This window comes from Streptomyces sp. NPDC048196, assembly GCF_040652715.1.
Classification (GTDB): domain Bacteria; phylum Actinomycetota; class Actinomycetes; order Streptomycetales; family Streptomycetaceae; genus Streptomyces; species Streptomyces siderophoricus.
Map to the genome: position 1 here is coordinate 1 of NZ_JBEZMM010000013.1, position 25,527 is coordinate 25,527.

A 25,527-nucleotide genomic window follows, 5' to 3' on the forward strand; every position below is an offset into this window, starting at 1 on the left:
CCGCAGGCGCAACGGCGAGACCACCCGCGGCGGGAAGGACGGGTACGTGCGGGGGCGCCGCAAAGCGCGCAACGGCGAGAAGCCCCGCGGCGGGACGGCCAGGTACGTAGGGGGCTCCGCAAAGCGCCCCGCGCCGGGAGAGACTGCTACGTGCGGGGCGCCGCAAAGCGCGCAACGGCGAGAAACCCCCGCGGCGGGACGGCCAGGTACGTAGGGGGCTCCGCAAAGCGCCCCGCGGCGGGAAGGTCAGGTACGTACGGGGCGCCGCCTCAACGTGCCGCGAGGCCCTCGAAGCCGGCAATCTCCCGAGGGCTCCGGGCCCCGGGCCCGACATACCGGGCCGACGGCCGGACCAGTCGGCCCGTCCGCTTCTGCTCCAGGATGTGCGCGCTCCACCCCGCCGTACGGGCGCAGGTGAACATCGACGTGAACATGTGCGCCGGGACCTCCGCGAAGTCCAGGACGATCGCCGCCCAGAACTCGACGTTGGTGGCCAGCACCCGGTCCGGGCGCCGGTTGTGCAGCTCCTCCAGCGCGGCCTTCTCCAGCGCCTCGGCGACCTCGAAGCGCGGGGCGGCCAGTTCCTTCGCGGTGCGGCGCAGCACCCGCGCCCGCGGGTCCTCCGCGCGGTAGACGCGGTGGCCGAAGCCCATCAGCCGCTCGCCCTTGTCCAGCGCCTGCCGGACGTAGGCCCCGGCGTCACCGGTCCGTTCGATCTCCTCGATCATGCCGAGGACGCGGGACGGGGCGCCGCCGTGCAGCGGGCCGGACATCGCGCCGACCGCGCCGGACAGTGCCGCCGCGACGTCCGCGCCGGTCGAGGCGATGACCCGGGCGGTGAACGTGGAGGCGTTCATGCCGTGCTCGGCGGCCGAGGTCCAGTACGCGTCGACGGCCTTGACGTGCTTGGGGTCGGGCTCGCCGCGCCAGCGCTTCATGAAGCGCTCCACGACCGTCTCGGCCTTGTCGATCTCCCGCTGCGGCACCATCGGCAGGCCCTGCCCGCGCGCCGACTGGGCGACGTACGACAGCGCCATGACCGCGGCCCGGGCGAGGTTGTCGCGGGCGGTCGCCTCGTCGATGTCCAGCAGCGGTTTGAGGCCCCATACGGGCGCGAGCATCGCCAGCGCGGACTGCACGTCCACCCGGATGTCACCGGAGTGCACCGGGATCGGGAACGGCTCGGCGGGCGGCAGCCCGGGGTTGAAGGCGCCGTCGACCAGCAGCCCCCAGACGTTGCCGAACGACACGTGTCCCACAAGGTCCTCGATGTCGACCCCGCGGTAACGGAGCGCGCCGCCTTCCTTATCCGGTTCGGCGATCTCCGTCTCGAACGCGACAACTCCCTCGAGTCCGGGTACGAAGTCGGACATCAGGCGGCTCCTCAAAATGGGGACGGCATACGGTCCGTGACCGGCTGCCGTGCGGTCGTGTCTGGTGCGGTGCCGGAGCGGTTACGCGGCTGCGCCGGGCAGCTCGCGGTCCGTTCCGGTCACCCGGGTGATGCCCCGCCAGGGCATGGGTCACGCGGTGTGCTGCCCGCGGTGGGTCGGGCCGCGGGCCGGCGGACGCGGTGTCGTGCGGTACGGAGGTGCGGTGCGTCCCGTCAGGTGTGATTGCGTCCCGTCAGTCCGGACGGAACACGATAGCTCCCCCTGTCCGGGGGCCACAGTGGGCCGGGCCATGATTTTGGCGGGTCTCCCACCTGCGGGGAAGCGTGAGATCCGGCACACTGGTCGATTTGCCGACGGGAGGGTTACGGCTGGTCGACGGGGGGCAGACTTCCGCCCCTCCCGGCTGACCGCGTCGCGGCTGATGTTGCAAGATGAGGCCGTGCACCCAGCCGACGCGCATCACGAGATCCCCGATCCCTCCTCCATGCGGGCGCACTACCGCGCCGAGGGACTCGCCGAGTCCGACCTCGCCGCCAGCCCGTACGACCAATTCGCGCGCTGGTTCACGGACGCGACCGTGGCCCGTCTGCACGAGCCCAACGCCATGGTCGTCTCGACCGCGGACGCCGCCGGCCGGCCGAGCTCCCGGACCGTGCTGCTCAAGGGCTTCGACGACCGCGGCTTCGTCTTCTTCACGAACTACCGCAGCCGCAAAGGCCGCGAACTGGCCGAAAACCCCTATGTGTCGCTGCTGTTCCCCTGGCATCCCCTCGCCCGCCAGGTCGTGGTGACCGGTACCGCCGAGCGCATCGGCCGCGACGAGACCGCCGCCTACTTCCGCACCCGCCCGCACGGCTCCCAGCTGGGCGCCTGGGCCAGCGACCAGTCCGCACCGGTCGCCTCGCGCACCGAACTGGAGCAGGCCTACCAGGAATTGGCGGCCCGCTACCCCGAGGGCGAGCAGGTGCCCGCGCCGCCGCACTGGGGCGGCTACCGGGTCGCGGCCGAAACGATCGAGTTCTGGCAGGGCCGGCACAACCGGCTGCACGACCGGCTCCGCTACGTACGCGAGAAGGCGGCCGACGCCGGTACGGGAACCGGGGCCGCCGAGATCATCTGGCGCGTGGAGCGCCTGGCGCCCTGACCCCGTCCTTGGCGTGCGCCTTCCGGGCCGGGCCCGGCGGTTTTCCGCCGGGGTCGAGGGCCGCCGCCCGGGACCGGGCGGAACGCAGACGACCCGCGGGCTGTTTCCTCCGCGCTCGGTGGCGCAGAGGGCCGGTCGGACGAACCGGCAGCCCGCGGGTCGGGTGACTGCTTGGGATTGGCCGGCTGCGCATCTGCAGTATGCGCTGGTCCGGCGCTGCACTTCGGTGAAGCGTCGGGCCGCTAGCCCGCAGCCACCTCACGCGTCCGGTGCGAAATCATCTGCCGAACCACCTCCCTTCTCGTGTGCTCCACACATTAGGAAGCCGGCCCGCCCGGCACAACGGATTTTTTTCCGGGAACAACGATTTCCGGGAAACGGGCGTGTTGCAGGTCACCGTCCAGTTGAATGTGCCCAGGTGAGGCACGTGCAGCCGGGTTCGTGAGGGGTGCCAGTGACTGCTTCGTCGGCTTCTTCCGGTCTTTCGTCCGGTGCGTCGGTCCCGCCGCGCCGCGCCACCGAGGAGTCCGACGACTCCGGACTCCTCGCCGCCCTCCTGGACGGCATGGACGCCGCCCTGGTCGCCTTCACCGCCGACCGTACGGTCACCCACTGGAACCACGAGGCCGAGCGCATCCTGGGCTGGACCACCGCCGAGGCCGTCGGCCGTACGGGCCTGGCCGGCTGGGCGGTCCGCAAGGAGGACGCGCAGGGCATCGAGGCCGCCCTCACGGCCGCGATGCGCTCCCCGGGCCGCCAGGTGCACGAATTCGCCCTGCTGACCAAGGACGGCCACCGGGTGCTGGTGCGCACCCAGTGCTCGGCGGTGCGCGGCCCGGACGGCCGGGTCGCGGGCGCGTACTGCGCCTTCAGCGAGGTGCACGTCCAGATCGACCTGGAACGTTCCATCGCGCTGAGCGAGGCGCTCTTCGAGGACGCGTCGTGGGGCGTGGTGCTGGTCGACGCCGATCTGCGGCCCGCGGTCGTCAATGCCCACGCCGCCCACACCCTGGGTGTGGGCCGGACCGCCCTGCTGGGGCGGCCGCTGGGCGAACTGCTCGACCAGGGCGCCCAGGAGCTGGAGTGCGCCCTGCAGCACGTCCTGGGCGAGGGCGCGCCGCCGGCCGTCGCCGAATTCTGGGTCACCCTGCGTTCCGAGGATGCCGAGCATCCGCGCCGCTGCTGGCGCAGCGGTTTCGTCCGGCTGGCCTCCCCGCTGGCGGAGGAGCCGGTGCCGCTCGGCGTCGCCTGGCTCTTCCAGGACGTGACCGACGCCAAACGCGCCGAGCAGGACGCCTCCCTGCTGCGCTTCCGGGCCCACCAGCTGCACCGCGCCGGCCGGGCGGCCGCGGAGTGCCCGGACCCGTCCGAGGCGGCCGCGGTCCACCTCGACTTCGCCCTGGCGGGCTTCGCCGACCACGGCCTGGTCGACCTCGCCACGAAGCCCGCCCCGGCCCCGTACGGGACGGTCACCGCGGACGACACGTACGAGATCGACGACGCGTGGGAGCCCCAGGGGCGGTGCGAGACGGACGGCGCGTGCGAGACCAGGGGAAGGTGCGGGACCGAGGACGCGTGCGAGAGCAAGGGCGGGTGCGAGGCGGACGGCGCGTGCGACGGGCATGGCGGGGGGCGGGGGCCTGGGGGAGAGGGGAGCCATCGGAGCCGTGACGAGGGGCACGGGGCCGGGGGAGAGGGCGATGGGCGCGGGGGGCCCGGGGGAGAGGGCGTTGGGGGCGGGGAGGCCGGAGGAGAGGGCATTGGGGGCAGCGGGCCCGTAGGGGAGCGGTCCGGGGCGCCGTGCGGCCTGGTGCGGACGCTGGCCTCCCCGGCCGGTTCCCCGGGGCCCTGCGTGGCGCTCACCGCGACCGGCATCCCCGTGCCCTACGCCCCGGGCCATCCGGCGCTCCAGGCGTACGAGCGGCGCGGTTCGGTCCGTACGAGCGCCGGTGCCGCCGCGCCCGAGAGCTGGGCGGCGGCCCGCCACTGGCCGGACGGCACCGTGCACGGCCTGTGCGTGGTGCTGCGCAGCCGCGGCCGGACGCTCGGGGTGCTGACGTTCCTGCGGGCGCCCGCACGCCGCCCCTTCGACCGCGCGGACGCCGAGTACGCGGAGGAGGTCGCGGCCCGCATCGCCGCGGCACTGGACCTCGCAGGCGCGTCGTCCTGCTGATCGGACCGGGCGGGGCCGGATCGGGCGGGGCCGGGCAGGACGGGACCGGGCAGGGCAGGGCGGGAGCGGGCAGGGCGGGACCGGATCGGGCGGGGCCGGATCCGGCGCCGGGGCTGCTGATCGGTTCAGGTCCGGGTGCCGCTGTTCGGTTGGGGCCGGGGGTCTTCTGACCGGCTTGCGGGCCCGGGTTCCGCTGACCGGTTGCGGGCTTCGGCGTCCGGTACCCGTTCGTTTCAGGTCCGGTAGAAGATCCGGTCCGCGTAGTCGCTCAGGTCCGGTAGAAGATCTGGTCCGCGTAGTCGCCCATCACCCGGGCGTTCCAGTCGTGCCCGCCGTCGACATTGCCGGAGCGCAACAACGGCGGGTCGATGCCCCGCTCGGCGAGCGTGCCTGCCGCGGTCGCCACTACGGCCTGCATGATCGCGCTGGTGACGACCGTCGAGGCCGGAGCGAACGGCGCGTCGATGCCCGGCAGCGTCAGCTCCGCGTCACCCACCGGGATCCGGCTGTCCAGCACGAGGTCGCAGTGATCCTTGAGGAAGCCGCCCGACGCGTGCCGGGACTTGGTGGCCGACGCGTACGCCACCGATGTCACGCCGATGACCTTGATGCCGAGGGCCCGGGCGTTCATCGCCATCTCCACGGGGAGCGCGTTGCGCCCCGAGAGCGAGATGATCACCAGCACATCACCGGCCTTCAGCGGGCTGGTGTCCAACACGGCCGCCGCCAGCCCGTCGACGCGCTCCAGGGCGCTGCCGAGCGTCGCCGGTCGTACGTCCACGCCGACGACCCCCGGGACGGAGAGCAGGTTCATGATCGCCAGGCCGCCGGCACGGTAGACCGTGTCCTGCGCGGGCAACGAGGAGTGCCCGGCGCCGAACGAGAAGACTCGGCCGCCCGCCACTACGGTGTCCGCGATCAGCTGCCCGGCCGCGGTGATCCGCTCGCCCTCCTCGTCGCGGACCTGCCGGAGCAGCTCGATCGCGGCGTCGAAGTACGTCCCGGCCAGCCGGTCACTGCGGTCGCTGTCAGCCATTGCCGCGGGCCCTCCCTCTCCTGGGGGTTTCGTGTGCGTTCACGTGCTGTTGGTGCGGTGTTGTTCGGTGCGGTGCGTGTTGTTCGGGGCGGGGCGGGGTGGTGCGGTGCTGCTTCGGCTGTGCTGTTGGGGGTGACCCGCGGCTCGTGACCTGTCGCCCGCGGCCTGTGGACGGCCGCCCGGCTCCGTACGGACAGCCCCGCGCCTCCCTCACCACTACGCCCATCCCGCCCACTCGTGATCAGTGGCGCGGATCACGTTGCGGTCTGGACCAGTGCCCTGTCAATACGGCCGGGCCATACCACCGTGAGGGTCCGGTGGGCGGACGAGGGGGCACCGATGTCAGTGGGATGCGTCAGAATTGAGTCCAGGGCCACCGCACCACACATCGAGGGGCACGCATGTCCGGACTTATCGACACCACGGAGATGTATCTCCGCACCATCCTCGAACTGGAGGAGGAAGGTGTGGTGCCCATGCGCGCCCGCATCGCGGAGCGGCTCGAACAGAGCGGCCCCACGGTGAGCCAGACGGTCGCCCGCATGGAGCGCGACGGGCTGCTGACGGTCGCCGGCGACCGCCACCTGGAGCTGACGGAGGAGGGCCGGCGGCTGGCGACCCGGGTGATGCGCAAGCACCGCCTCGCCGAGTGCCTGCTCGTCGACGTCATCGGGCTCGAATGGGAGCAGGTGCACGCCGAGGCGTGCCGTTGGGAGCACGTGATGAGCGAGGCGGTCGAGCGCCGCGTCGTGGAGCTGCTGCGGCACCCGACGGAGTCGCCGTACGGCAACCCCATCCCGGGCCTGGAGGAGCTGGGGGAGAAGGCCGAGGCCGACCCGTTCCTGGACGCGGGCATGGTGAGCCTGATGGACCTGGACGCCGGGGCGGACGGCAAGACGGCCGTGGTGCGCCGGATCGGTGAGCCGATCCAGGCGGACGCCCAGCTGATGTACACGCTCCGCCGCGCGGGCGTGCAGCCGGGCGCCGTGGTGAGCGTGACCGAGTCGCCGGCGGGCGTCCTGGTCGGCAGCAGCGGCGAGGCCGCCGAACTGACCTCCGACATCGCCTCCCACGTCTTCGTCGCCAAGCGCTGACACCGATTCGAGGGTCTTCCGACTGACCGTTTCGGGGGACCTTCGAGCGGATGTTTCAGCGGGCCTTCGAGCGACTGTTTCGGGGGGCCTCCGACCGACCGTTGCGGGGGAACTGCGAGCGACTGTTCCGGGGACGTCGACCGACTGTTGCGGCAGCCGTTTCGGCGGACTCTCGAGTAACTGTTTCGGTGGATCTTCGACCGACCGTGCGGCAGCCGTTGCGGCGGACCGTTGGTGGGTGCGTCGGCGGGCTGTTTGGGCGGGCCCGGTCGGCGTGCTTTCTGGGCGGCGGTTCAGCGGATCGTTTCGACGGGCTCACTCGACGGGCTGACTCGCGGGCTATTTGGCGGGCGTTTGGGCAGGTCGTTGGTGCGGTCTGTCTGTGCGGGCCGGTTTCGGCGGCGCGCCGAGCGTCCGGGGCTTTCGGTGGCCGTCTCGACAGGCGGTTTTGACTGCCATGAGCCGGGACGACGACGGACCGCTTGTGCGGCCGTCTCGGCGAGCTGAGCCGGCGGCCTTCGGCGGCTTCGGCGGGTTGGCTCGGCGGGCGTTTCGCGAGCCGTCTCGGTGCGACGGAGCTCCCGCGAGGCCGACGGAGGTGCGGCGGAGGCCGAGGACCGGCGGGTGCGAGGGCTGACGGGCGCCGAGGATAGGCGGGGGCCCGAAGGCGGGGCGCGCCTCGCCCCCCAATGCGCGCCCGATCACTCCCTCCCGGCGCCTCCCCGCCGCGGAGCACCGCACCCTCACTTCATGTCCCGAATCTCGTAGGGGCACGGCGCTCTCCGCAGGCCGGGCGCGCGCCCGGCCTGCGGAATTCCCCCTCCGCCCCCTTCTCGACAACCTCCCCGAACTCCCCGACTACCCGAACTCCCCGACTCCCTGAATTTTCTTCCCCTCTCCCGCCGTCGACTCCCCTCACGAGCCCGCTGAGCTGTGCTGATGCATCGTTCGGCGGCTCGGCAAGTGATTGCCCGTTGAACGGACTTGTGCGAATCCGTGCGGTTCGGCCGGTTGCGTGTCACCCTGACGCATGGCCCTGCGAGGGCCTGTCCTGGCCGGGGAGGGGGATCGGATGCATCCACTGAGTGCGGGACGGTCAGGGCCCCGGCGCTGCGAGCAGCCGGGGCCCTGCCTCCCCATGTCCCCCACCCAAGACCCGGAGCCCCGAGCTCTCAGGGTCTTCCCCCACGGGCCCCCTTCCCGGTAGGGCCCGCCTCCCGGCAGATGTCTCCCCGTGACGAGCGCGGCCAATCCTTGAGGGAGGTCACTCGAACGAGGGGTGTTGGGCGCTGGAACGGTGCGTTCGAATAGGGGTTCGATAGTGTGGAGCTGCTCAAGGGACGATTGGGGGTGCCAGAGCACATGGTGCGGCGCATCGATGTGACAGGGGCCGACGGCGTACGGCTCGCCGCCTGGGAATTCACCGACCCGCCCAAGATTGACGGCGGGCTGGAAGGGAGCGAGCAGCGGCCCGGCGTGCTGCTGCTCCATGGCCTGATGGGCCGCGCCTCACACTGGGCGGACACCGCCCGCCGGCTGGGCGCCCGGCACCGCCCGGTCGCCCTGGACCAGCGGGGCCACGGCCGCAGCGAGAAGCCCGCCGACGGGCCGTACGACCGCGAGGCGTACGTCCAGGACGCCATCGCGGCCATCGAGCAACTCGACCTGGCTCCGGTCGCCCTCGTCGGGCATGCCATGGGAGCGCTGACGGCGTGGCAATTAGCGGCCCGGCGCCCGGATCTGGTCAGTGCGCTGGTGATCTGCGATATGCGAGCCTCCGCGCTGGGCGCGGCTTCGCAGCACGAGTGGACCGAGTGGTTCCGCTCCTGGCCGGTGCCGTTCGCCACGCTCGCGGACGTCCGCAAGTGGTTCGGCGAGGACGATCCGACGCTGGAGCGGCCGCGCCCGGCCCGCGGCGAGTTCTTCGCCGAGGTGATGGCCGAGCGCGCCGACGGCTGGCGCCCGGTGTTCTCCCGGCGCCAGATGCTCACCGCCCGCGAGACCTGGGTCCATGACGCCCACTGGGAAGAGCTCGCCCAGGTGACCTGCCCAGCCCTCGTCGTACGCGGCCTGGACGCCGAACTGGGCCGCGCCGAGGCCCAGGAGATGGTCCGCGTCCTCCCGCGCGGCGCCTACGCCGAGATCCCCGACGCCGGACACCTCCTCCCCTGGGAAAGGCCCGACGCCTGGTGCGCCGCCATCGAACCCTTCCTCCAGGCGGCGACGTTGCCGGCTTGAGCGGGGGATCGCCTGCAAGAGGCCGGCCCGGCCGCGAGAAACACCGACCGACGGGCAGGTGCACCCGCCATAAGCGGACGGGTGCAACCGCCCGCAAAGAGCTGACGCGTGCGCCACGGTCGGCAGTCGGCAGTCGGCAGTCGGCAGTCGGCACTCGGTACGCGGTAGTCGGCAGACGTGGGGCGACAGACGGCAGGTAGCGGGCGCCGGGCAGCAGGCGGCAGACGCGGGCGGCGGGCGGCGGAGGTGTGCCACGGCCTCTGCCAACAGGGCCGTGGCGTGGCGCATGCGCATGCGGAGAGGAGTGAGTGCGTAGAGGAGGCTGGACGGCCTGGCGAGATGCCGCTGAGGGGAGTTTGGCCGCCGATCGACCGCGCCAGCCGTTCGCCGGCCCTGACGCAGCGCTCGCGCCACCCTCGTCAGGGCTCCGCGGCACTCGCCGGGTCTCATCAGCGTCCTCGGCACTCACCGGTGCTCGTCAGCGTTCCGTGGCACTCGTCGTCGCTCGGCAGGGCTCCTCGGCACTGTTGGGCCGGGGCAGTGCTCTCGGGCGCGTCAGGGCTCGTCAGTGCCCCTCGGACGCGTCAGGCCCGTCAACGCTCCTCGGCGCTCGTGACGGTGGGCAGCCAGGGACTCGCCGCCCCCCCATCAACCACCCGGCCCACAAACCCCCATCATCGGCCAAGTAGCCAAGTAGCCAAGTAGCCAAGTAGCCAAGAGCCGAGGAGCCCGTCAACCCGCGCTGCTGAACCTCCAGATGAACGGGGAGACGCTCTGGCCCTCGCCCGCCCAGTGGACCTCCACGGACTTGGTGCCCTTCGGGAGCATGTAGGTCTGGGAGATCGTATGGCTCTGCCCGGCCTTCCAGTTCTCGATGTCGATGGTGTCCTCACAGCCGGGACCGTCCTCGGCCGCGCCTATCAGCAGGGCGCCGGGCCGGCCGTCACCGTAGAGCTCGGTCTCATTGCCCACCTTCGGCATTTCCTTGACGACGCCGCCGCCCTTGTTCGTGAACTTCACCCAAGCGGTCGCGGCCACCAGCCCGTTGGCGTCCTTCGGGTCCGATACCAGCTTCTTGGCCTCCGCCTCGGTGCCCACGTGAACCTTCTGCGCGACGACCTCGTAGGTGATATTCCCGCTCTCCTCCTTGAACCGCCCGGTGCCCGTCTGACCCGGCTTCCGCTTACCGCCGCCGGCCGGGTCCGACGTCTTTTCCATCTTGGGAGTGCCAGCGCCGGCATTGCTCTTCTTGTCGTCCTGCGTGGCGGACGTGCCCTTCTTGTCGCCGCAGGCGGTCAAGGTCAGCGCCAGTACGGCGACGGGCGCGGCTACGCGCAGCCAAGGTCTTCGTGTGCAGCAACACGCTCTCCCAGCAGACGTTCTCCCCCGTGCACCCACACCATTCACCATTCCAGTGTGGGCGAACGGCTGTTTCGGCGGAGCGTAAGGCCATGCAACAGTCTTGTCGAAACGATTCTGGCAGGGCCCGCGCAAGCAACTTCAGTGGATTCGCGACCATTTCCGCAAAAGTCGAGGTGCACTTCAGGTGTGGTCTAGGTGCGGTCTATCGCGGTCGAGTTGCGGTCGAAGTGTGGGTGTAATGCATTCGCGACGTTAGCCGCGCTTTCTCTCCATTTGCTGGATAAGTAGTCTCGACGCGCACCTGCTTTGATAATCGGGAAGGGTCGGTCAGCCCAACGTCCGGGTGGAGTCACCGCGTTGGACCCGGCCGGCAAGCGAGTCACCGTCCCCGCTCAGCAGCGAGCCGTACCCGGTGGCCGCCCAGACGCTGTCTTCGGCGGGTATCTCGAAGTACGGGACCGGCCGGCCGTCCCGCCGGTCGGTGAGCACTTCGGGGGCGCGCCGGGTCCGTACCGCGCGCAGGCACGTCTCGCAGGCGGCCACCCGCAGTTGCTCACGACGGCCCAGCGGCCGCCAGGGTATGCGGCGCACAGCAGGCCCGTGCAGCGGGTGGAAGAAGCACAGCGGGAGGGCCGTCGGAGCCTTGGACAACGCCGCCCGACCCTCGGCGACCAGCGCGAACACCCCGGCCAGGTCGACGACTCCGCGCGCACGGTCCAGGACCGTACCGGCCGCGGCGTACGCATCGAGGGCCCGCTCGACGGCCGCCGGATCACCCTGCGCGGCGCGTGCCTCCTCACCCAGGCGCACGACCTCCTCGCCGGCCCGGGCACGCAGCCCGGCCTCGTCGGCCTGCCGGGCGGCGGCGAAGACCGAGCGCGGCAGCGCGAACGGCGTCGTGAGATCACGCAGTCGCGAACGCCTGCGCACCAACATTCCCGCCGCGGCCAGCAGCAACACCGGCCCGACAACCAGGCTCAGTAGCCGTACGAGAGGAGACCCGCCGCTCCCCGCACGGGAGGACGCAGCGTCCTTGCCCGTCCCGTCGGCCTCACCCGACGGCGTGGGTTTCGACGTGTTGAGGCTGGCCGTGGCCTCCTCATACGCCTTGTCGCCGTTGCCCGCCTTGATGATGCCGATCGCCCGGGAGACGCGCTTGGCCAGCCCCGCGCCCTTCATGTCGTCCTGGAAGAAGACCGCCGCGGCGGCGTGCATCGCCTGGTGGGCGCCCTCGGGCCATTCCCGGGCGGCGATATCGTCGGGCAGGTCCCCGAGCGTGATGAGGATGGACGGGCCGCCGCCCATCCGGTCGTGCACCACCTCGGCGAGCTGCTCGGGCTTTCCACCCCAACTGTCACCCTCGACCAGCGGCACCAGCACCACGCGGATCGGCAGCTTGGTTGCCTTGATCTGCGCGACCAGCTCCCGCTTCTGCGCCGCATCAACGGCCGTCGCCAGCGAGGGATCCACATACACGGGCGAACCCCGCAACGCCTCCGCGATCTTCTTCCCCGGGCTGGGCGGGGTGGCCGGGCCGTGGCTGGCCAGCCCCTCCCGCCCGTTGGCGGCAGCGGACGCGGCCACAGCGGAAGTGATCCCCGTGGACCTGGTCATGGCGGGTGTAGCCATGGCGGGCGCGGCCGCACCGCACAGCAGGGTGGCGGCTGATATCCCGAGCGCGAGTACGAGCGTGCGCGAGAGCGAGAGCGCGGGCCACAGCCGGCGGGCGGCCTGGGGGCTTGGCAGTGCGGCCGGCGTGCCTGGCCGGGGGACCGTGGTGCCTGGCCGTGCGTCCCGGGTGGCGTCGGGTCGGCCGATCGGATCCCGCCGCTGGGTGGTCTGGCCCAGCTGGGCGGCCTGGCCCCGTTGGGCGGCCTGGCCTGGTTGGGCAGCCTGGCCCGGGTGGTGAGCGTGCCGGGCGCGCTGTTCAGTTATCCGGCTGCGTCGCTGAGCGATCCGGTCGCGGCGTTGGGCGATCTGGCCGCGTCGGTGGGCGGTCCCGTCGCGGCGTTGGGCGGTCCGGTCCTGTCGTCGGGTCGCGCCGGCAGGGTCGCGAGGGTCAGTGCACACCGAAGTACTCCCGTACATCGCGGGTGAGTTGATCTATTTCGACTCCGTCGGCGAGGGCGGCCAGCGGTCCGGGCAGGGTGGCATACGGTACGTACGCTCCGCGCCCGTTGCGCTCCTGGGAACGCAGCCGCAGTACGGCCCCAGGTGTCACCCGGCACCCCTCGCACACCGGCAGCGACCACATCCTGCTCCCGGCACGGGTCCTGCCGGCAGCGCGGCGAGTGCCGGCAGGATCGCCGGTGCCGCGAGTGCCGGCCGCGTCGGCGGTGCTGCGAGCGCTGCCGCCGGCTGTGCCGCCGGGATTGCCGCCGCCCGGGCGTATTTCTGTGCGCTTACGGGCGGTGCCGTGCAGCGGATTGCGGTGGCAGACGTGGCGGGCCGCGGTCGGCTCGTCGATCGCCGTGCGGCCCGCGCGGGCCAGCACGATGGCGCAGGCGAGGACGGCCGGGGTGGCATCAGCGTCGATCCGGCCGTCGCTGTCCCCGTCGATCAGCAACGCGGCCGCGTCCAGACACTCCCACGCCCGGCGCTGGGCGTCCGCCGGCAGCGCAGCCACCGGTTCCGGCACTCCGACCGTCGGTTCCCGCACGGTCATCGGTTCCAGCGCTGCGGTGAGGGTGTCGAGGTCATGACGGGCGGCCCGCCGCAGCCATCCCAACGAAGGTCGCTCCGGAGCGTGCGGGCCATGGGCGGCCCTTGGGCCGCCCCCGGCCCCGTAACGCCGCCGCCGGGCCGTCACGATCACGCGTATCGTCCCGCAACCGGCCACCACCAGCCCCGTGACCAGGAGCGCGGCGAAGACGCCGAGCGTCAGGCCGGGATGGAAGTCCCCGGTGAACAGACCGGGCAGCGCCTGTTCCTTGACCGGATCAACCGCAGGCGGCGGGTCGTAGGCCAGGGGATCCGACTGGGGGGCGTCCGACTTGCTGGTCGGGGCCTTGCCGAGGTACGTCAGCAACTGATCGAGCCGACGGCCGAGCGCCGGGTCGGCGGACTCGGGGTACTCCAGGTAATGCGGCCGGTTCATCAGATACGTCGGGTCCACGCGGGTGCCGTAGTTGACGACCTCGATTCCGCCGTCCGAGGGTTCGGCCAGCACGATCAGGACATCGCGGTGCAACCGGTCGTGCAGCGCCTTGACCAGCAGGTCCTTCTGTCCGTCGGACTCGTCGTCCGGATTGCTGGAAACGGCGGCGATCATCACCGGGATGCGCAGCGCCCGCAGTTTCGCGCGCAGTTGGCTGCGCTCGGCGGCGTCCAGCGCGGGTGGGCTTTCGGGGTCGACGTACAACGGGTCACGGCCCAGCCCCGAGGCCACCCGATCGATCCTCGCCCGCATATCGGCGGCGGTGGGACGCGAACCATCCCCACTGGTGGTGTCGTCAAAAACCTGCGATGCGGTGAACGCGACCAGGCCGCCCAGGGCTACGGCCGCCGCCACCAGCGGCAGCATCCCCACACGCCGCCCGCCCGACTCCCCGACGCCCGTCGTCTTCACGCCTTGCCCGGACGCGCTCCCTCCAGGGCCGCCCTTCTCGCTCCCCGTCCTGCTTCCGGGCTTGCTTGTCGTCTTGCTTGCCCGCGTGCCCTTCGGCCTGCTCCCGGCCGGGCTTCGCTTCGCAAATGCCGTCCTCTTGGGGGTGGCAGGCCGCCTGCCGGGGCTCAGGGGATCGCCTGCCGCCTCAGCGCGCCGTATCCGGCGGCGCCGCAAGGCGTACAGGGTGAGCAGCAGGGCCGTCATTGGGATGCCGGTGACGGCGAGGCCGGTCGCGAAGCTTTGGTCCTCGCGGGCAGTCTGGTCGGTGTGCAGAAGAGGCAACTCGTCCACCGAGTCGCCGTATTTGGCGTGTGCCGCCTCGGCGCGCTGGTGCGCACGCCCGGAGGCCAGCACGTCGACGAAATGCCGGAACACCTCGCGCGGAGTGGCGTCGTACGGCAGCTCGTACAGCGTCGCCCGGCTCGCGTCCTCGGCGCCGGCGAGGCTCACCCCGTACGTCTGCACCGCGTCCAGACCTGTGGGGCTCAGCGTCACGTACAGGCCCTTGCGGCCCAGCCGGTCATGGACTCCGGCGAGCAGGCCGGTGGCCTCGGAGCCGTAGTGGGTGTTCGGCAGGATCATGACGTACGTCGGAACGCCCAGCCGCCGGGCTTCCTTGGCGAAGTCCGGCGCGGTCGACCGGGGTACGGCGCGCGGGATCTGGTCGCTGATGAAGACCGGGTTCTTGCGCAACTGCCCGGCGAGATACGCGGTCTGCGTCGGGGTGTCGGCACTGCCCGGCGCGGCCTGCACCGCACCGGCGCAGAACAGCACCGCCAACCAGCCCATGACCAGCACAACTCCGGCGCGCAGCACCGCCCCCACCACCCCTCGTTCGTGTCGATGCCATGAAGCTACCGCCCCCGCCCGTCGTCCGCTGCACCCTGTGGATAACTCCACGACCAGCCCCAGCCGTCGTGCCCCGCCGCCTCTGAGTGCCGTGCCCTGCCTCACCGACGAGGCCGTCAACGCACCTGGCTACGAGGCCGTCAACGAGTCCCACGCGTTGGCCTCTCCGCCCTGCCCGATCACGCGGTTTTGCGTACGCGGAGGCAGCTCAGCGGGGGAGGGGTTGAGCCATGGCCGCCTTCCTTCGGTCTGCCGGCGGCTCGCGCGCAGCGGCAGCACGGCGGCTGCCTGAAGCAGCGGCAACACGACGGGGTGCCCGAGGCAGCGGGGGCGCCGGCGGGCTGGCTTGCTGCGACGGAGTTGGGGGCTTGGCCTCGCCCGCGGGGCGACGCCGGCAGGCTGGTCGCGCCCGAGGCGACGCCGGGGGCTTCCCCCGCCCCCTCCCCCTCTCCCCCTTCGGGGGAGGGGGCGGGGGGTGGGTTCGGGGGTGGGGGGATGCGCGCGAGGCAACGAGCCGCAACCAGGCAACGAGCCGCAACAGGCAATGGGCCGCAACCAGGCAACGAGCCGCAACAGGTAATGGGCTGCAACCAGGCAACGAGCCGCAACCGGCAATGGCCTGCAACCAGACACCGTATGCCGGGCAGCCAGTCAAGCAACGCCAGTGCAAGCAGCCCCGGCCAGGCACCAGCGGCCGAAGCAGCCCAGGTTCAAGCCGCCCCGTCCCTCAGCCGTCCCCACTCGTCCCTCAGCCGTCCTCAGCCTCCCTCACCCCTTGCTCACCGCCGCGAGGATCTCCGGCAGGCGCTTGAGGGTGCGTGGGGCCGCCAGGCGGAGGCCCAGTTCTGCTGCGCCGGTGCCGTAGAGGACACCCAGGGGGAGCAGGATCCACAGCAGGTGGTGGAGGTCGGCGAGGTGGAGCCAGATGGTGAGGCCCAGGAGAGGCGCGCACAGGACGGCGCCTACCAGGAAGCCACCGAAGAGGCTGAACCAGGCGATCGAACCCTGGCCCGGGGCCACGTTCTTGTTGCTCTCCGAGGGGACCGAGTACGGGAAGAGCGCCGAGGTCAGTGCGCCGGTTCCGATCAGCGCGCCCAGCAGGGCCAGGGAGAGGCCGTACACCTGCAGGAAGTCGGACCATGGGCCGATGAACGCGGCGGCGCCGACCGAGACGAGGGTGACGTACGGGACGGCCACCAGCGCGAGGGTGAACGCCCGGGCGCGCAGCTCCTGGTAGGCATCGCGCGGGGTGGCGATCGTGGAGGCGACCATCCAGAAGGCCGAGGTGTCCTGGCCGAACTGGTTGTACATCTGTATCCCGAGCAGTGCCGGGGCCGAGAACGCGGTGTAGATGCTGCCGTTGCCCTGGATCGAGGAGATGACCGGGGCCAGCAGGCCGGCACCGAGGGCGGTCGCCCAGGACATCTTCGACTTGGGGTCGCGCCAGGCGTAGCGCAGCGTACGGAGCATGACCGGGCCCGTGCGGCCGCCGGGCAGCAGGCGCCCGAGCCTGCCCTCACCGCCGCCGGACCGGCGTGCGCTGTCCTTCTCCACCGCTTGGAGGGTGGAGGAGTCCGGGGACGTCATCAGGGCGGTCAGCGAGCGCTGCCACCAGAACAGGAGGAGTGCCAGGGCTATCGCCGCGAGGGCCATGCCGGCCAGTGCGCGCCCGTAGTCGCCCTGGCCGGTGGCCTCGACCGCGCCGATCGCGGAGGCCGGCGGGAGCCAGCGCAGGACGTCCCCGAGCGGTTCCAGGACGGTCAGGCCGTCCGGGCGGCCGAGTTTCTGGGCGGCGATGTTGACGGCCTGGGCGCCGAGCGCGATGAACAGGCCGCTCAGGACGGCGAGATCACGGCCGCGGCGGCTGGTCAGCAGCCGTACCGACGCCGTGGCGATCGCGCGGGCCAGCGCCACGCACACCAGCACCACCAGGACGACCGCGAGGACGCCGACGAGGGCGGCGGCCGGGCCGTCCGCCAGCGCCACCACCGCGCCGGTCACCAGCGCCAGGGTGACGACCGGGCCGATGCCGATCAGGGACGTCACCAGCAGGGAGCCGATCAGCGGGCGCGGCCGCAGGGGCAGCATCACCAGGCGGGTCGGGTCCAGCGTTTCGTCGCCCGTCGGGAAGAACAGCGGCATCACCGCCCAGCCGAGCGTGAGGATCCCGGTCAACAGCACGGCCAGCGCGCCGACATGGACGTTGCCGCGCAGCGCGATCAGCCCCAGCACCGCGCCGGCCGCGAACAGCAGGCCGACGAGGATCGAGCTGACGTACGCGACGGTGCGCCCGGTCGACTGGCGGAGCCCGTTGCGCAGCAGGGTCAGTTTCAGCCGTACGAAGACGGCGGTGAGGTTCGGTGCGGCGGCCGGGCGCGCCGCCACCGCGGCGGAATCGGTGCTCATCGGGCGCCGCCACCGCCCAGCCAGTCCAGGCTCTGCCCGGCGCTGCGGTCGTTGGCGCCGACCAGTTCGAGGAAGGCGTCCTGCAGCGTGGGTGCGGCGCCGCGGACCTCGGCGAGCGGGCCGTCCGCGCGGATCCGTCCGCCGGCCAACACCGCGACCCAGTCGCACAGCGACTCGACCAGCTCCATCACATGGCTGGAGAAGATCACGGTCGCACCGGAGGCGGTGTAGCGCTCCAGTACGCCGCGGATGGTCTGCGCGGAGACCGGGTCGACGCCCTCGAAGGGCTCGTCGAGGAAGAGGATCTCCGGGTTGTGCAGCAGGGCCGCGGCGAGGCCGATCTTCTTGCGCATACCGGTGGAGTAGTCCACGACCAGCTTGTGCTGGGAGCCGGCGAGATCGAGGACGTCCAGCAGCTGGCCGGCCCGCTTGTCGACCTCGTCGCCCGGCAGCCCCCGCAACCGGCCCATGTAGGCGAGGAGTTCGCGTCCGGAGAGGCGCTCGAAGAGCCGCAGTCCCTCGGGCAGCACGCCGATCCGGGACTTGACGGCGACCGGGTCATCCCAGACGTCGTGCCCGCCGATCTCCACCACGCCCGAGTCCGGCCGCAGCAGACCGGTCACCATGGAGAGGGTGGTGGTCTTGCCCGCGCCATTGGGGCCGACCAGCCCGATGAAGCGGCCCGCGGGGAGCGTCAGGTCGATGCCGTGGACGGCGATCTGCTCGCCGAACTTCTTCCACAGGCCCTGGATACGGACGGCGGGCGCCCCGTCCATGGTGCTCGGGGCCGCGGACGGCCCGCCCGGAGAAGTGGCCGATGTCTGCTCGGGCGGCGCCACACCGGCCCGCACCTCGTTGTGTTCCGGCTCGTTGCCCACCGGTCCTGCCCTCCGACGTCCCCGCAGGAGCCGCCTTGACCCCCGTCCGCGTCCCACGATACGAGCGGCCACTGACAAGCCGGCGGGCGGAGGGCGTGCCGGGCAACGACCGGCCGTGCGGGGCTCGCCCGGAGGGTTCGACGACCCGCCCTCACGGTTCACGTTGCCCTGGTTCGCGGCCCCCTGTTTCGACGCCCTCACGGTGCACGTCCCCGTAGTTCACCGCCCCCACGGTGCACCGTCCCCGTAGTTCAGCCCCCGTAGTTCACCGCCCCCGGGCCGCCACCGCGTCCCGTGCGCAGGCGTACGCCAGGGGGCTGATCAGTTCCTCCGCGTCCGGCAGCCAGCGGTTGGTGGCGGTGGGGCGGCGCGCCCACTGCACGAGCCCGTGCGCCCCCACCCGGGTCGGCGGGGCGGCGATGTACTCGCCCTCGCCCCGGCAGATCAGGTCGAGCACGGCCGGGGCCCAGCCGAGGCCCCGTACGAGGTCGGGGACCTTCGCCGCGGCACCGGGAAGGACGAGGAAGAGCATCCGGCGGTCCGGGGTGCGGGTGACCGGCCCGAGCGTCAGCCCCATGCGCTCCATACGGGCCAGCGCCAGGCAGCCCGCGGTCTCGGGCACGTCGAGTACCTCGAAGGTCCGCCCCGTCGGCAGGAGGATCGACGCCCGGGGCTGCTTGCTCCACATACGGCGGACGGCGGTCGCGCTGCCCGATGCCAGGCCGGCCCAGCCGGGCGCCATCGGGTGCGCACCGGGCACGGCGCAGTCGTCGGCGTCGCACGAGCAGCGCGGCGTCTCACCGTCGTGCTCCAGCCATGCGCCGGGGAACACGTCCCAGTGGCGTTCTTCCGCGTAACGCACCGCAGTTTCGAGCAGCTGCTCGCCGCGCTGCTTGGGGATCTGCGGGGCTCCTGTGACTCCGATGGTCTCTTCCACGCAGATGACAACTCCCCCTGTCACCAAGGGTTACGGCCAAATGGATGACCTGCCCGGCGCATCGTTCTTGCACGTGGGGCGCATGGGTGCACCGGTGGGGGCGCGTATGCGGACCGGGGCCGGTGGCTGGGTAGCCACCTGTGCGACGGGCGGAGAGGCCGCCCGACGGCAGGCCGCGGTGCACCAGGGGAGCCCTGCACGGCGGCGCCGTTACGAGTGCACGGGCACCGCCGCGCCATTCCCCACCAGCAGCACACGTCTCGTGAACCGACTTCGTGACCGGACAAGCGTGACCGAATCCCGTTCCCGGAACCCGTGACCGAAACTCGTGACCGAATCCTGTGGCCGAGGCTCGTGATCCCGGGATGCGTCTCCGGAGAAGGTCTTCGGAAACCGACTTCGTGCACGATTTCGAAGCACGTCTCGTGAAACCGCGCTTCGCACGCAAGTGCTCCGGATAGCGCGCAAACCGCACAGCATCCGGCATCCGCCTGCAAAGCGTGTATCGCTCAGATCCTTCCTATCGCGCGTATCCCGGATCTCTCGGATATCCGGGATATCCGTGGGGAAGCGATCCCGGGGAACGGCGTTCCACGGTGAACGCGCAGCAAACCAGGGGGTACAAGCATGGCCGCCAGGCCACTCGTCGCGCGGCAGCCCAACGAACGGCTGCAGGCGCTCATTCAGGAAGCCGGGTGCTCCAACGCGGGGCTCGCCCGCCGCGTCAACATGTGCGGAGCGGAACACGCCCTCGACCTGCGCTACGACAAGACCTCGGTGGCCCGCTGGCTGCGCGGACAGCAGCCGCGGGGCCGTGCCCCCGCCGTCATCGCGGAGGCACTGGGCCGCAAACTGGGGCGCACGGTCACCATCGACGAGATCGGGATGGCCGACGGCAAGAACCTCGCGTCCGGGGTGGGGCTGCAGTTCTCGCCGACCGTCCTCGGGGCGATCGAGCAGGTCTGTGAGCTGTGGCGCAGCGATGTCGGGCGCCGTGACTTCCTCAGTGGCTCCACGGTGGCGGCCTCGGCCCTGGTGGAGCCGAGCCGTGACTGGCTCATCACCGGTGCCGACAGTCAGGTCGCACGGAACGCCGGGGCCAGGGTGGGGGTGTCGGACGTCGAGGCGGTACGGGCCATGACCACGGCGCTCAGCGAACTCGACCACCGTTTCGGCGCCGGGCACGTACGGCCCGTGGTGGTGCACTACCTCAACAGCGTGGTGTCCGGACTGCTCGCCGGTTCGTACCGGGAGTCCGTCGGGCGGGAACTCTTCGCCGCCGTGGCGCGTTTGACGGAACTGGGCGGCTACATGGCCGTCGACACCGGTCAGCCCGGCCTGGCGCAGCGCTACTACATCCAGGCGCTGCGGCTGGCCCAGGCGGCCGGCGACCGGGGCTACGGCGGCTATGTGCTCGCCGCGAGCATGAGCCACCTCGCCGCCTCGCTCGGCAATCCACGGGAGATCGCCCAACTCGCCCGCGCCGCACAGGAAGGCGCCCGCGGTCACGTCACCCCGCGCACCGAGGCGATGTTCTTCGCGGCGGAGGCGCGCGGGCACGCCCTGATGGGCGACGGCCGGGCCTTCCAGGCGGTGGCCGGGCGGGCGCTCGCCGCGATGGAACGTGCCGACACGGCCACCGAAGCGGGCGACGATCCGGTGTGGATCACCCACTTCGACCCGGCGTATCTGGCCGACGAACTCGCGCACTGCCACCGTGACTTGGGGCAGCCCGGCCCGGCCGCCCAACGGGCGTCGGAGGCGCTCAACGGGCATCCGGAGGGCCGGGCGCGGCGCCGCGCCATCGGTCTGCTGCTGCTGGCCGGCGCGCAGGCGCAGCAGCGCGAGGTCGAGCAGGCCTGCCATACGGGCACGCAGGCCGTGGAGCTGCTGAGCGGGCTGCGGTCGGACCGGGGCGCCGAGTATCTGGAGGACTTCCAGCTGCGCTTGGAGCCGTACCGGGACGAACCGGTCGTAAGGGAATTCAGTGCACGGCTGGAACTACGGGCCGCGGCGGCGTGATCCCCGCTCGGGGCGCGTCCACTACGGCGCGGGGACTGCTTTGTCGGACGGAGCCGGGTTTGTCGCCGGATTCGTCACCGGGTTCGTCGCCATGCGCATCGCCAGGTGCGTCACCGGGTTCGTCGCCGTAGTGGTCGCCGGTTTCGCGTAAGGCACCGGGCGGGTCGTCGATCACGGCCCGCCCGGTGTGCGCCTCGTTCCCGTCCGTTACGTGCCCCGTCCCGTCCGGGGCGCGGTGGGGGCGGAAGGGGGTGGTGACCAGGGGACGTGGTCGAACGTTGCTGCGACCCGGTAGCGTGCAGCCGACGATTCCGTAGGTCTGCACGTTGGTAGGAGTCACGGTGACGCAGAGCGGACAGGGTCACGACCCGCAGAATTCTGCGGCCGGTCCCGCGCGAGAGGGCATTGTGCTGCCCGCTAACGGTGAGCCGTACATCCCCGACCAGCAGGCCGCTCCGTCGGCGGGGCAACCCTGGGGCCAGCCCTGGGGTCCCGGCCAGCAGGCCGCGCCCGCACAGCAGAGCGCCCCCGCCCCCCAGCAGCCGTACGGGCAGGCACCTGCCCAGGGCCAGAACTACGGACAGGAGCCGGGAGCAGGCCAGAACTACGGCCAGGTCCCCGGACAGAACTACGGCCAGGGCTCGGGACAGAGCTACGGCCAGGGCTCGGGGCAGAGCTTCGGCCAGGAACCGGGGCAGAACTACGGCCAGGCGCCGTCGCAGGGCTACGGGTATCCGCCGGCGCAGGATGCCGGGGCACCGGTTCCGGGTGCACCGGCTCCGGGCGCGCAGGCACCGCAGGCTCCCCTGCCGCCCCAGCAGCCCGGCGGGCAGGGTTTTCCGCCGCCGCAGGGCCAGCCCCCGCTGCCGCCCATGCCGCCGTCGATGCCGCAGCAGGCGCCCGCCCCGCAGCTGCCTCCGCAGCAGGCGCCCGGCCAGCCGCCCGCCCCGCAGCCGTACGACCAGCAGCCTTACGGGCAGCAGCTCCCGCAGCAGGGCCAGCCCCAGGCGCAGCCCGGGCAGCTCCCGACGTCCTCCGGTGAGCTGGTACGGGCCACCCGGCAGGCCGGTGCGCCGCTCCCGCCCGCCTCGGGAGACGCCGAGGCCACCACGGTGATCCCGCCGTTCGACGCCCGGTCCGGCGCCCCCGGTGGCGCCGCCCCGCTGCCTCCTGAGGCGGCGTCCCGTCCGGAGAGCCCCGACGAGTCCACGACGATGCTCCGGGCCGTGCAGCCGGGGCAGGGCAGGCCGCAGGGCCAGCCGATGCCCGGTGCCGCGATGCCCGGTGCCGGCGGCGGGAGCGACTCCGAGGCCACCCAGCTCATCCCCCCGGTGGGCGCCGGTGTGCCCACCCCGCCTCCTGGCGCGCCGTTCGGTGTCCGTCCGGGCGCGCCCGGCGACCGCCCCACACCTGCCGAGTTCGACGGCCTGTTCCGTGACGGGCCGGCGGCGGCCCCGGCGGGTGCGCCGGACGCCACCGCGCAGCTGCCCCGTTTCGAGGACCCGGGCCGGCCCCCGTACGGCGGCCAGGGCGGCCAGGGGTACGGCCAGCAGTTCCCGTCCGGCGGCTACGACCAGCAGGGCCCCTACGACCCGCAGGGCGCGTACGACGAGGACGGCGGCGGACGGCGCCGGCGGCTGGCCCCGATGGCGATCGTGGGCATCGTCATCGTGGCGCTCGCGGGCGCCGGCCTCGGTGTCGGCTGGGCGCTGAGCGGCGGCAGCAGCGACGACACGGCGAAGAAGCAGGGCTCCGGCGGCGGCAGCACCAAGGCGGCCAAGGAGTCGGAGGCGCCGAAGGCCACCGCGGACCCCGCGGAGGCTCAGGCGAAGGGCCTGGACGCCCTGTTGGGAGACAGCAACAACAGCCGGTCCTCCGTGATCGGTGCCGTCAACAACATCAAGTCGTGCAGCAACCTCGGCAACGCGGCGAAGGACCTGCGGGCCGCGGCCGGACAGCGCAACGACCTGGTCAAGCGGCTGCAGCAGCTGCCGGTCGACAAGATCCCGGACCACGACCGGCTGACCGCGGCGCTGACCAAGGCGTGGCAGTCCTCGGCCGCCGCGGACAACCACTACGCGGCCTGGGCCGGCCAGCTCGGCGGCAAGAAGGGCTGCCACAAGGGGCGGGCCCGCGGCACCAAGCAGGCCGTCCAGGGCAACGCGGCCAGCAGCCAGGCCACGCAGGCCAAGAAGCAGGCGGCGCAGCTGTGGAACCCGCTCGCCCAGAAGTACGGCCTGACGGAGCGCCGCCCGGAACAGCTCTGAGCCGGCGGACGGCGCGGGACGGCGCGGGACGGCGCCTGACGTCAATGCGCGTGCGCGCCCAGTGGCACGTGGGAGGCCGACAGCGCGTGCGCGCTCAGTGGCACGTCGGAGGTCAGCTGCACGTGCGCGCTCAGTAGTCGTCCGTCCGACGGCGCTCCAAGGTCCTGGTGACGTTCACGAACCCGTCCTGGGCGGAGACCAGTTCGCCGTTCCGCACCACCTGGTACGTCACCATGCCGTTCACGATGCGCGGGAAGTCCTGGACGGCCAGCATGTCGTCGTCGCGCCAGCGCAGCTTCGGGGTCAGGCCCCCGGTGTCGACGGTGTGCTCGCCGCGGTCGAGGGTGGCCTGGAGGTTGTGCGCGGTGATGTCGGTCACGCCCGCGTCGTCGAGCTGCTCGATCAGTGAGTGCAGCACCGTATAGGCGATCCAGGTGGTCTGCACCCCTTGGTCGGCCGGGTCGATGCGGTTGTCGTCGAAGGCGTAGTCGGTGATGACCTTCCGCATCGGCCGCCAACGGGGATCGTCGGCCACCGGGTACCAGCCGGTGATGTCCGCGCCCTCCAGCGGGCCCGACGTGCCGCCGGAGCGGTTCACCAGCGCCTGGCCGACGCTGCCGAGGACGGACGCGACCCGCACCTTGGGGCTGTCCTCCTGGAGCCGCCGGAAGGCGTCGAAGAACGCGTCCGTGTGGTCGCCGAGCGACGCGGCCACGCACGCGCCGGGGGCCTTGCCGCCGGCCTCGGCCGTCCCGTAGACGGCCGGATCCGCGCCCACTTGGCGCAGGGCCTGGGTCACCTGCGGCGAGTAGTCGGTGCCGTCCTCGGGCGCTTTGATGTCCTTGGCGGGGTGCCGGCTGCCGCTCTGCAGGCCGGAGTCGAGCAGGGACGGCATCTGGTCGCCCTGGATGGTGTCCGGGCGGACCAGCGCGACGCGCCTGCAGTCGGCCGCCAGCTGGCGGCCGTTGCCGGCGAGCAGGGACGCCTGGCCGCCGTTCACCGGGTACGACAGCGGGCTCTGGAACTCCTCGTCGGAGGCGCCGTAGCCCCCGATGAACGGGATGCCCTTGACCTCCAGGGGGGACATGAACGAGCGGCCGAACTGGCTGTAGGAACCGACGACGGCGACCGCGCCTTCGTCCACCGCCCGTTGGGCGCACTGCGCAGCGGCCACCGAGTCGTTGCGCTCGTTGCAGGTCAGCACCCGTAGCCGGTGGCCCCGGATGCCGCCGCGCGCGTTGACCGAGCGGGCGTACGCCTGGGCCATGGCCGGCATTCCCGGCATATTGGTCGCTCGGGTGTCCTCCGGTGCCCAGGTCATGACCGTGACCGGCTCCCGCTCCCCGGAATTCCCCGCTCCGGGGAGGGAGCCGCAACCGGAGAGCAGCGACGCGATGGCCGCCGTACATGTCACCGCCGCGGCGATCTTGACCGCGGGAGCGTGGGGCAACAAGGGGCGGGGGGAGGAGCGTCGCCGTCCGGTCATGACACCGCAGCCTTCCGTCCTGCCCGGAACGCCCGAGTGACGAAGGAGCAACGGATGGTGACGTAGCGGTGAACTCCGGGGGGCCGTGCGAGATCGTTCGCGCGGAACGTACGATCGAATGCTGTGCAAGGTTCGGAGAAGTCTTCCCGTCGCGGCCGTCGCTCGACCACCATGGGCGGCATGCCACTCAATGACATGCCGTGGTGGCGCTGGCGCTGCAATGTGCGCTCCGCGCTGCACATGCTCTCGGACCCCGAGTTCCACCAGGAGACCTGGCTGGCCGGACGGCCTGGGTACGGAGACGTCACCGACGCCGTCTACCGGCTCGTCGAGGACACCTGGCTGGACAACTGGTCCGCCGACAAGTACGTCGGCACGATCTTCCGGGACGCCCAGGAGGCCCAGCTGGTCGACGCCGCCGTCCTGAGGGTGCTGCGGATCATGCACCAGGTCGGCGCGGACGCCCCGGTCGCCGCCTACCTGGCGCACCAGGGCTGGGCCGAGGCCGTACAGGCGGCCCGTGCGGCCCATGTGCACATGGCGACGGCGGACGGCGAGGACCCCGATGCGCCGCCGCGCTCGCTGGAGGTGCTGGCCATCATGACCGGCGGCGCGGACGCCCCGGTCTGACCTG

16 protein-coding genes are annotated in these 25,527 nt (G+C 72.2%); 7 read left to right on the plus strand and 9 right to left on the minus strand.

Annotated elements, in window-relative coordinates; translation table 11 throughout:
- Positions 1-269 precede the first annotated feature (269 nt).
- Positions 270-1,373, minus strand: a complete 1,104-nt coding sequence (locus AB0E02_RS15945; protein ID WP_362139459.1) for a citrate synthase 2 — start codon at positions 1,371-1,373, stop codon at positions 270-272.
- Positions 1,374-1,878: 505 nt separating this feature from the next.
- Between AB0E02_RS15945 and pdxH the strand changes: the two genes are divergently transcribed.
- Positions 1,879-2,538 carry a pyridoxamine 5'-phosphate oxidase gene (gene pdxH, locus AB0E02_RS15950; RefSeq protein WP_051799142.1) on the plus strand — a complete coding sequence of 220 codons (660 nt, stop codon included), beginning with the start codon at positions 1,879-1,881 and terminating at the stop codon, positions 2,536-2,538.
- A 556-nt stretch (positions 2,539-3,094) separates the two neighbouring features.
- Positions 3,095-4,711: a PAS domain-containing protein gene (locus tag AB0E02_RS15955; RefSeq protein WP_362139705.1), complete on the plus strand. Its 1,617-nt coding sequence runs from the start codon at positions 3,095-3,097 to the stop codon at positions 4,709-4,711.
- Between the two features lie 268 nt (positions 4,712-4,979).
- On the opposite strand, the gene AB0E02_RS15960 is transcribed toward AB0E02_RS15955, so the two are convergent.
- Complete coding sequence (locus AB0E02_RS15960) at positions 4,980-5,747, minus strand: SIS domain-containing protein (protein ID WP_362139460.1); 768 nt, start codon at positions 5,745-5,747, stop codon at positions 4,980-4,982.
- A gap of 401 nt (positions 5,748-6,148) precedes the next feature.
- Between AB0E02_RS15960 and AB0E02_RS15965 the strand changes: the two genes are divergently transcribed.
- A complete protein-coding gene (locus AB0E02_RS15965; protein ID WP_030415691.1) occupies positions 6,149-6,841 on the plus strand; it encodes a metal-dependent transcriptional regulator in 693 nt (230 codons plus the stop codon).
- A 1,362-nt stretch (positions 6,842-8,203) separates the two neighbouring features.
- A complete protein-coding gene (locus AB0E02_RS15970) occupies positions 8,204-9,079 on the plus strand; it encodes an alpha/beta hydrolase (protein ID WP_362139707.1) in 876 nt (291 codons plus the stop codon).
- A gap of 732 nt (positions 9,080-9,811) precedes the next feature.
- Here the strand turns inward: AB0E02_RS15970 and AB0E02_RS15975 are convergent.
- From AB0E02_RS15975 to AB0E02_RS16000, 6 genes are all read right to left on the minus strand, one after another.
- Complete coding sequence (locus AB0E02_RS15975; RefSeq protein WP_362139464.1) at positions 9,812-10,297, minus strand: hypothetical protein; 486 nt, start codon at positions 10,295-10,297, stop codon at positions 9,812-9,814.
- 471 nt (positions 10,298-10,768) lie between these two features.
- Entirely contained in the window at positions 10,769-12,025 is a 1,257-nt protein-coding gene (locus AB0E02_RS15980; protein ID WP_362139466.1) for a hypothetical protein, read from the minus strand.
- A 475-nt stretch (positions 12,026-12,500) separates the two neighbouring features.
- Positions 12,501-14,876, minus strand: coding sequence for a hypothetical protein (locus AB0E02_RS15985; protein ID WP_362139468.1), 2,376 nt, complete (start codon positions 14,874-14,876; stop codon positions 12,501-12,503).
- Positions 14,877-15,665: 789 nt separating this feature from the next.
- A complete protein-coding gene (locus AB0E02_RS15990) occupies positions 15,666-17,303 on the minus strand; it encodes a transporter (protein WP_362139470.1) in 1,638 nt (545 codons plus the stop codon).
- Positions 17,300-18,079, minus strand: a complete 780-nt coding sequence (locus AB0E02_RS15995; RefSeq protein ID WP_362139709.1) for an ABC transporter ATP-binding protein — start codon at positions 18,077-18,079, stop codon at positions 17,300-17,302. Before AB0E02_RS15995 ends, AB0E02_RS15990 begins: the two co-directional genes overlap by 4 nt.
- A gap of 367 nt (positions 18,080-18,446) precedes the next feature.
- Positions 18,447-19,118 (minus strand): bifunctional DNA primase/polymerase, encoded by a 672-nt coding sequence (locus tag AB0E02_RS16000; RefSeq protein ID WP_362139473.1) that lies wholly within the window; start codon positions 19,116-19,118, stop codon positions 18,447-18,449.
- Positions 19,119-19,745: 627 nt separating this feature from the next.
- Between AB0E02_RS16000 and AB0E02_RS16005 the strand changes: the two genes are divergently transcribed.
- Positions 19,746-21,140 carry a transcriptional regulator gene (locus tag AB0E02_RS16005; protein ID WP_362139475.1) on the plus strand — a complete coding sequence of 465 codons (1,395 nt, stop codon included), beginning with the start codon at positions 19,746-19,748 and terminating at the stop codon, positions 21,138-21,140.
- Positions 21,141-21,481: 341 nt separating this feature from the next.
- Positions 21,482-23,407, plus strand: a complete 1,926-nt coding sequence (locus tag AB0E02_RS16010) for a hypothetical protein (protein WP_362139477.1) — start codon at positions 21,482-21,484, stop codon at positions 23,405-23,407.
- A gap of 130 nt (positions 23,408-23,537) precedes the next feature.
- On the opposite strand, the gene AB0E02_RS16015 is transcribed toward AB0E02_RS16010, so the two are convergent.
- Positions 23,538-24,893, minus strand: coding sequence for an ABC transporter substrate-binding protein (locus tag AB0E02_RS16015; RefSeq protein ID WP_362139479.1), 1,356 nt, complete (start codon positions 24,891-24,893; stop codon positions 23,538-23,540).
- Between the two features lie 171 nt (positions 24,894-25,064).
- Here AB0E02_RS16015 and AB0E02_RS16020 point away from each other — a divergent pair, with 171 nt between their 5' ends.
- Complete coding sequence (locus tag AB0E02_RS16020) at positions 25,065-25,523, plus strand: hypothetical protein (protein ID WP_362139481.1); 459 nt, start codon at positions 25,065-25,067, stop codon at positions 25,521-25,523.
- Positions 25,524-25,527: the final 4 nt, after the last annotated feature.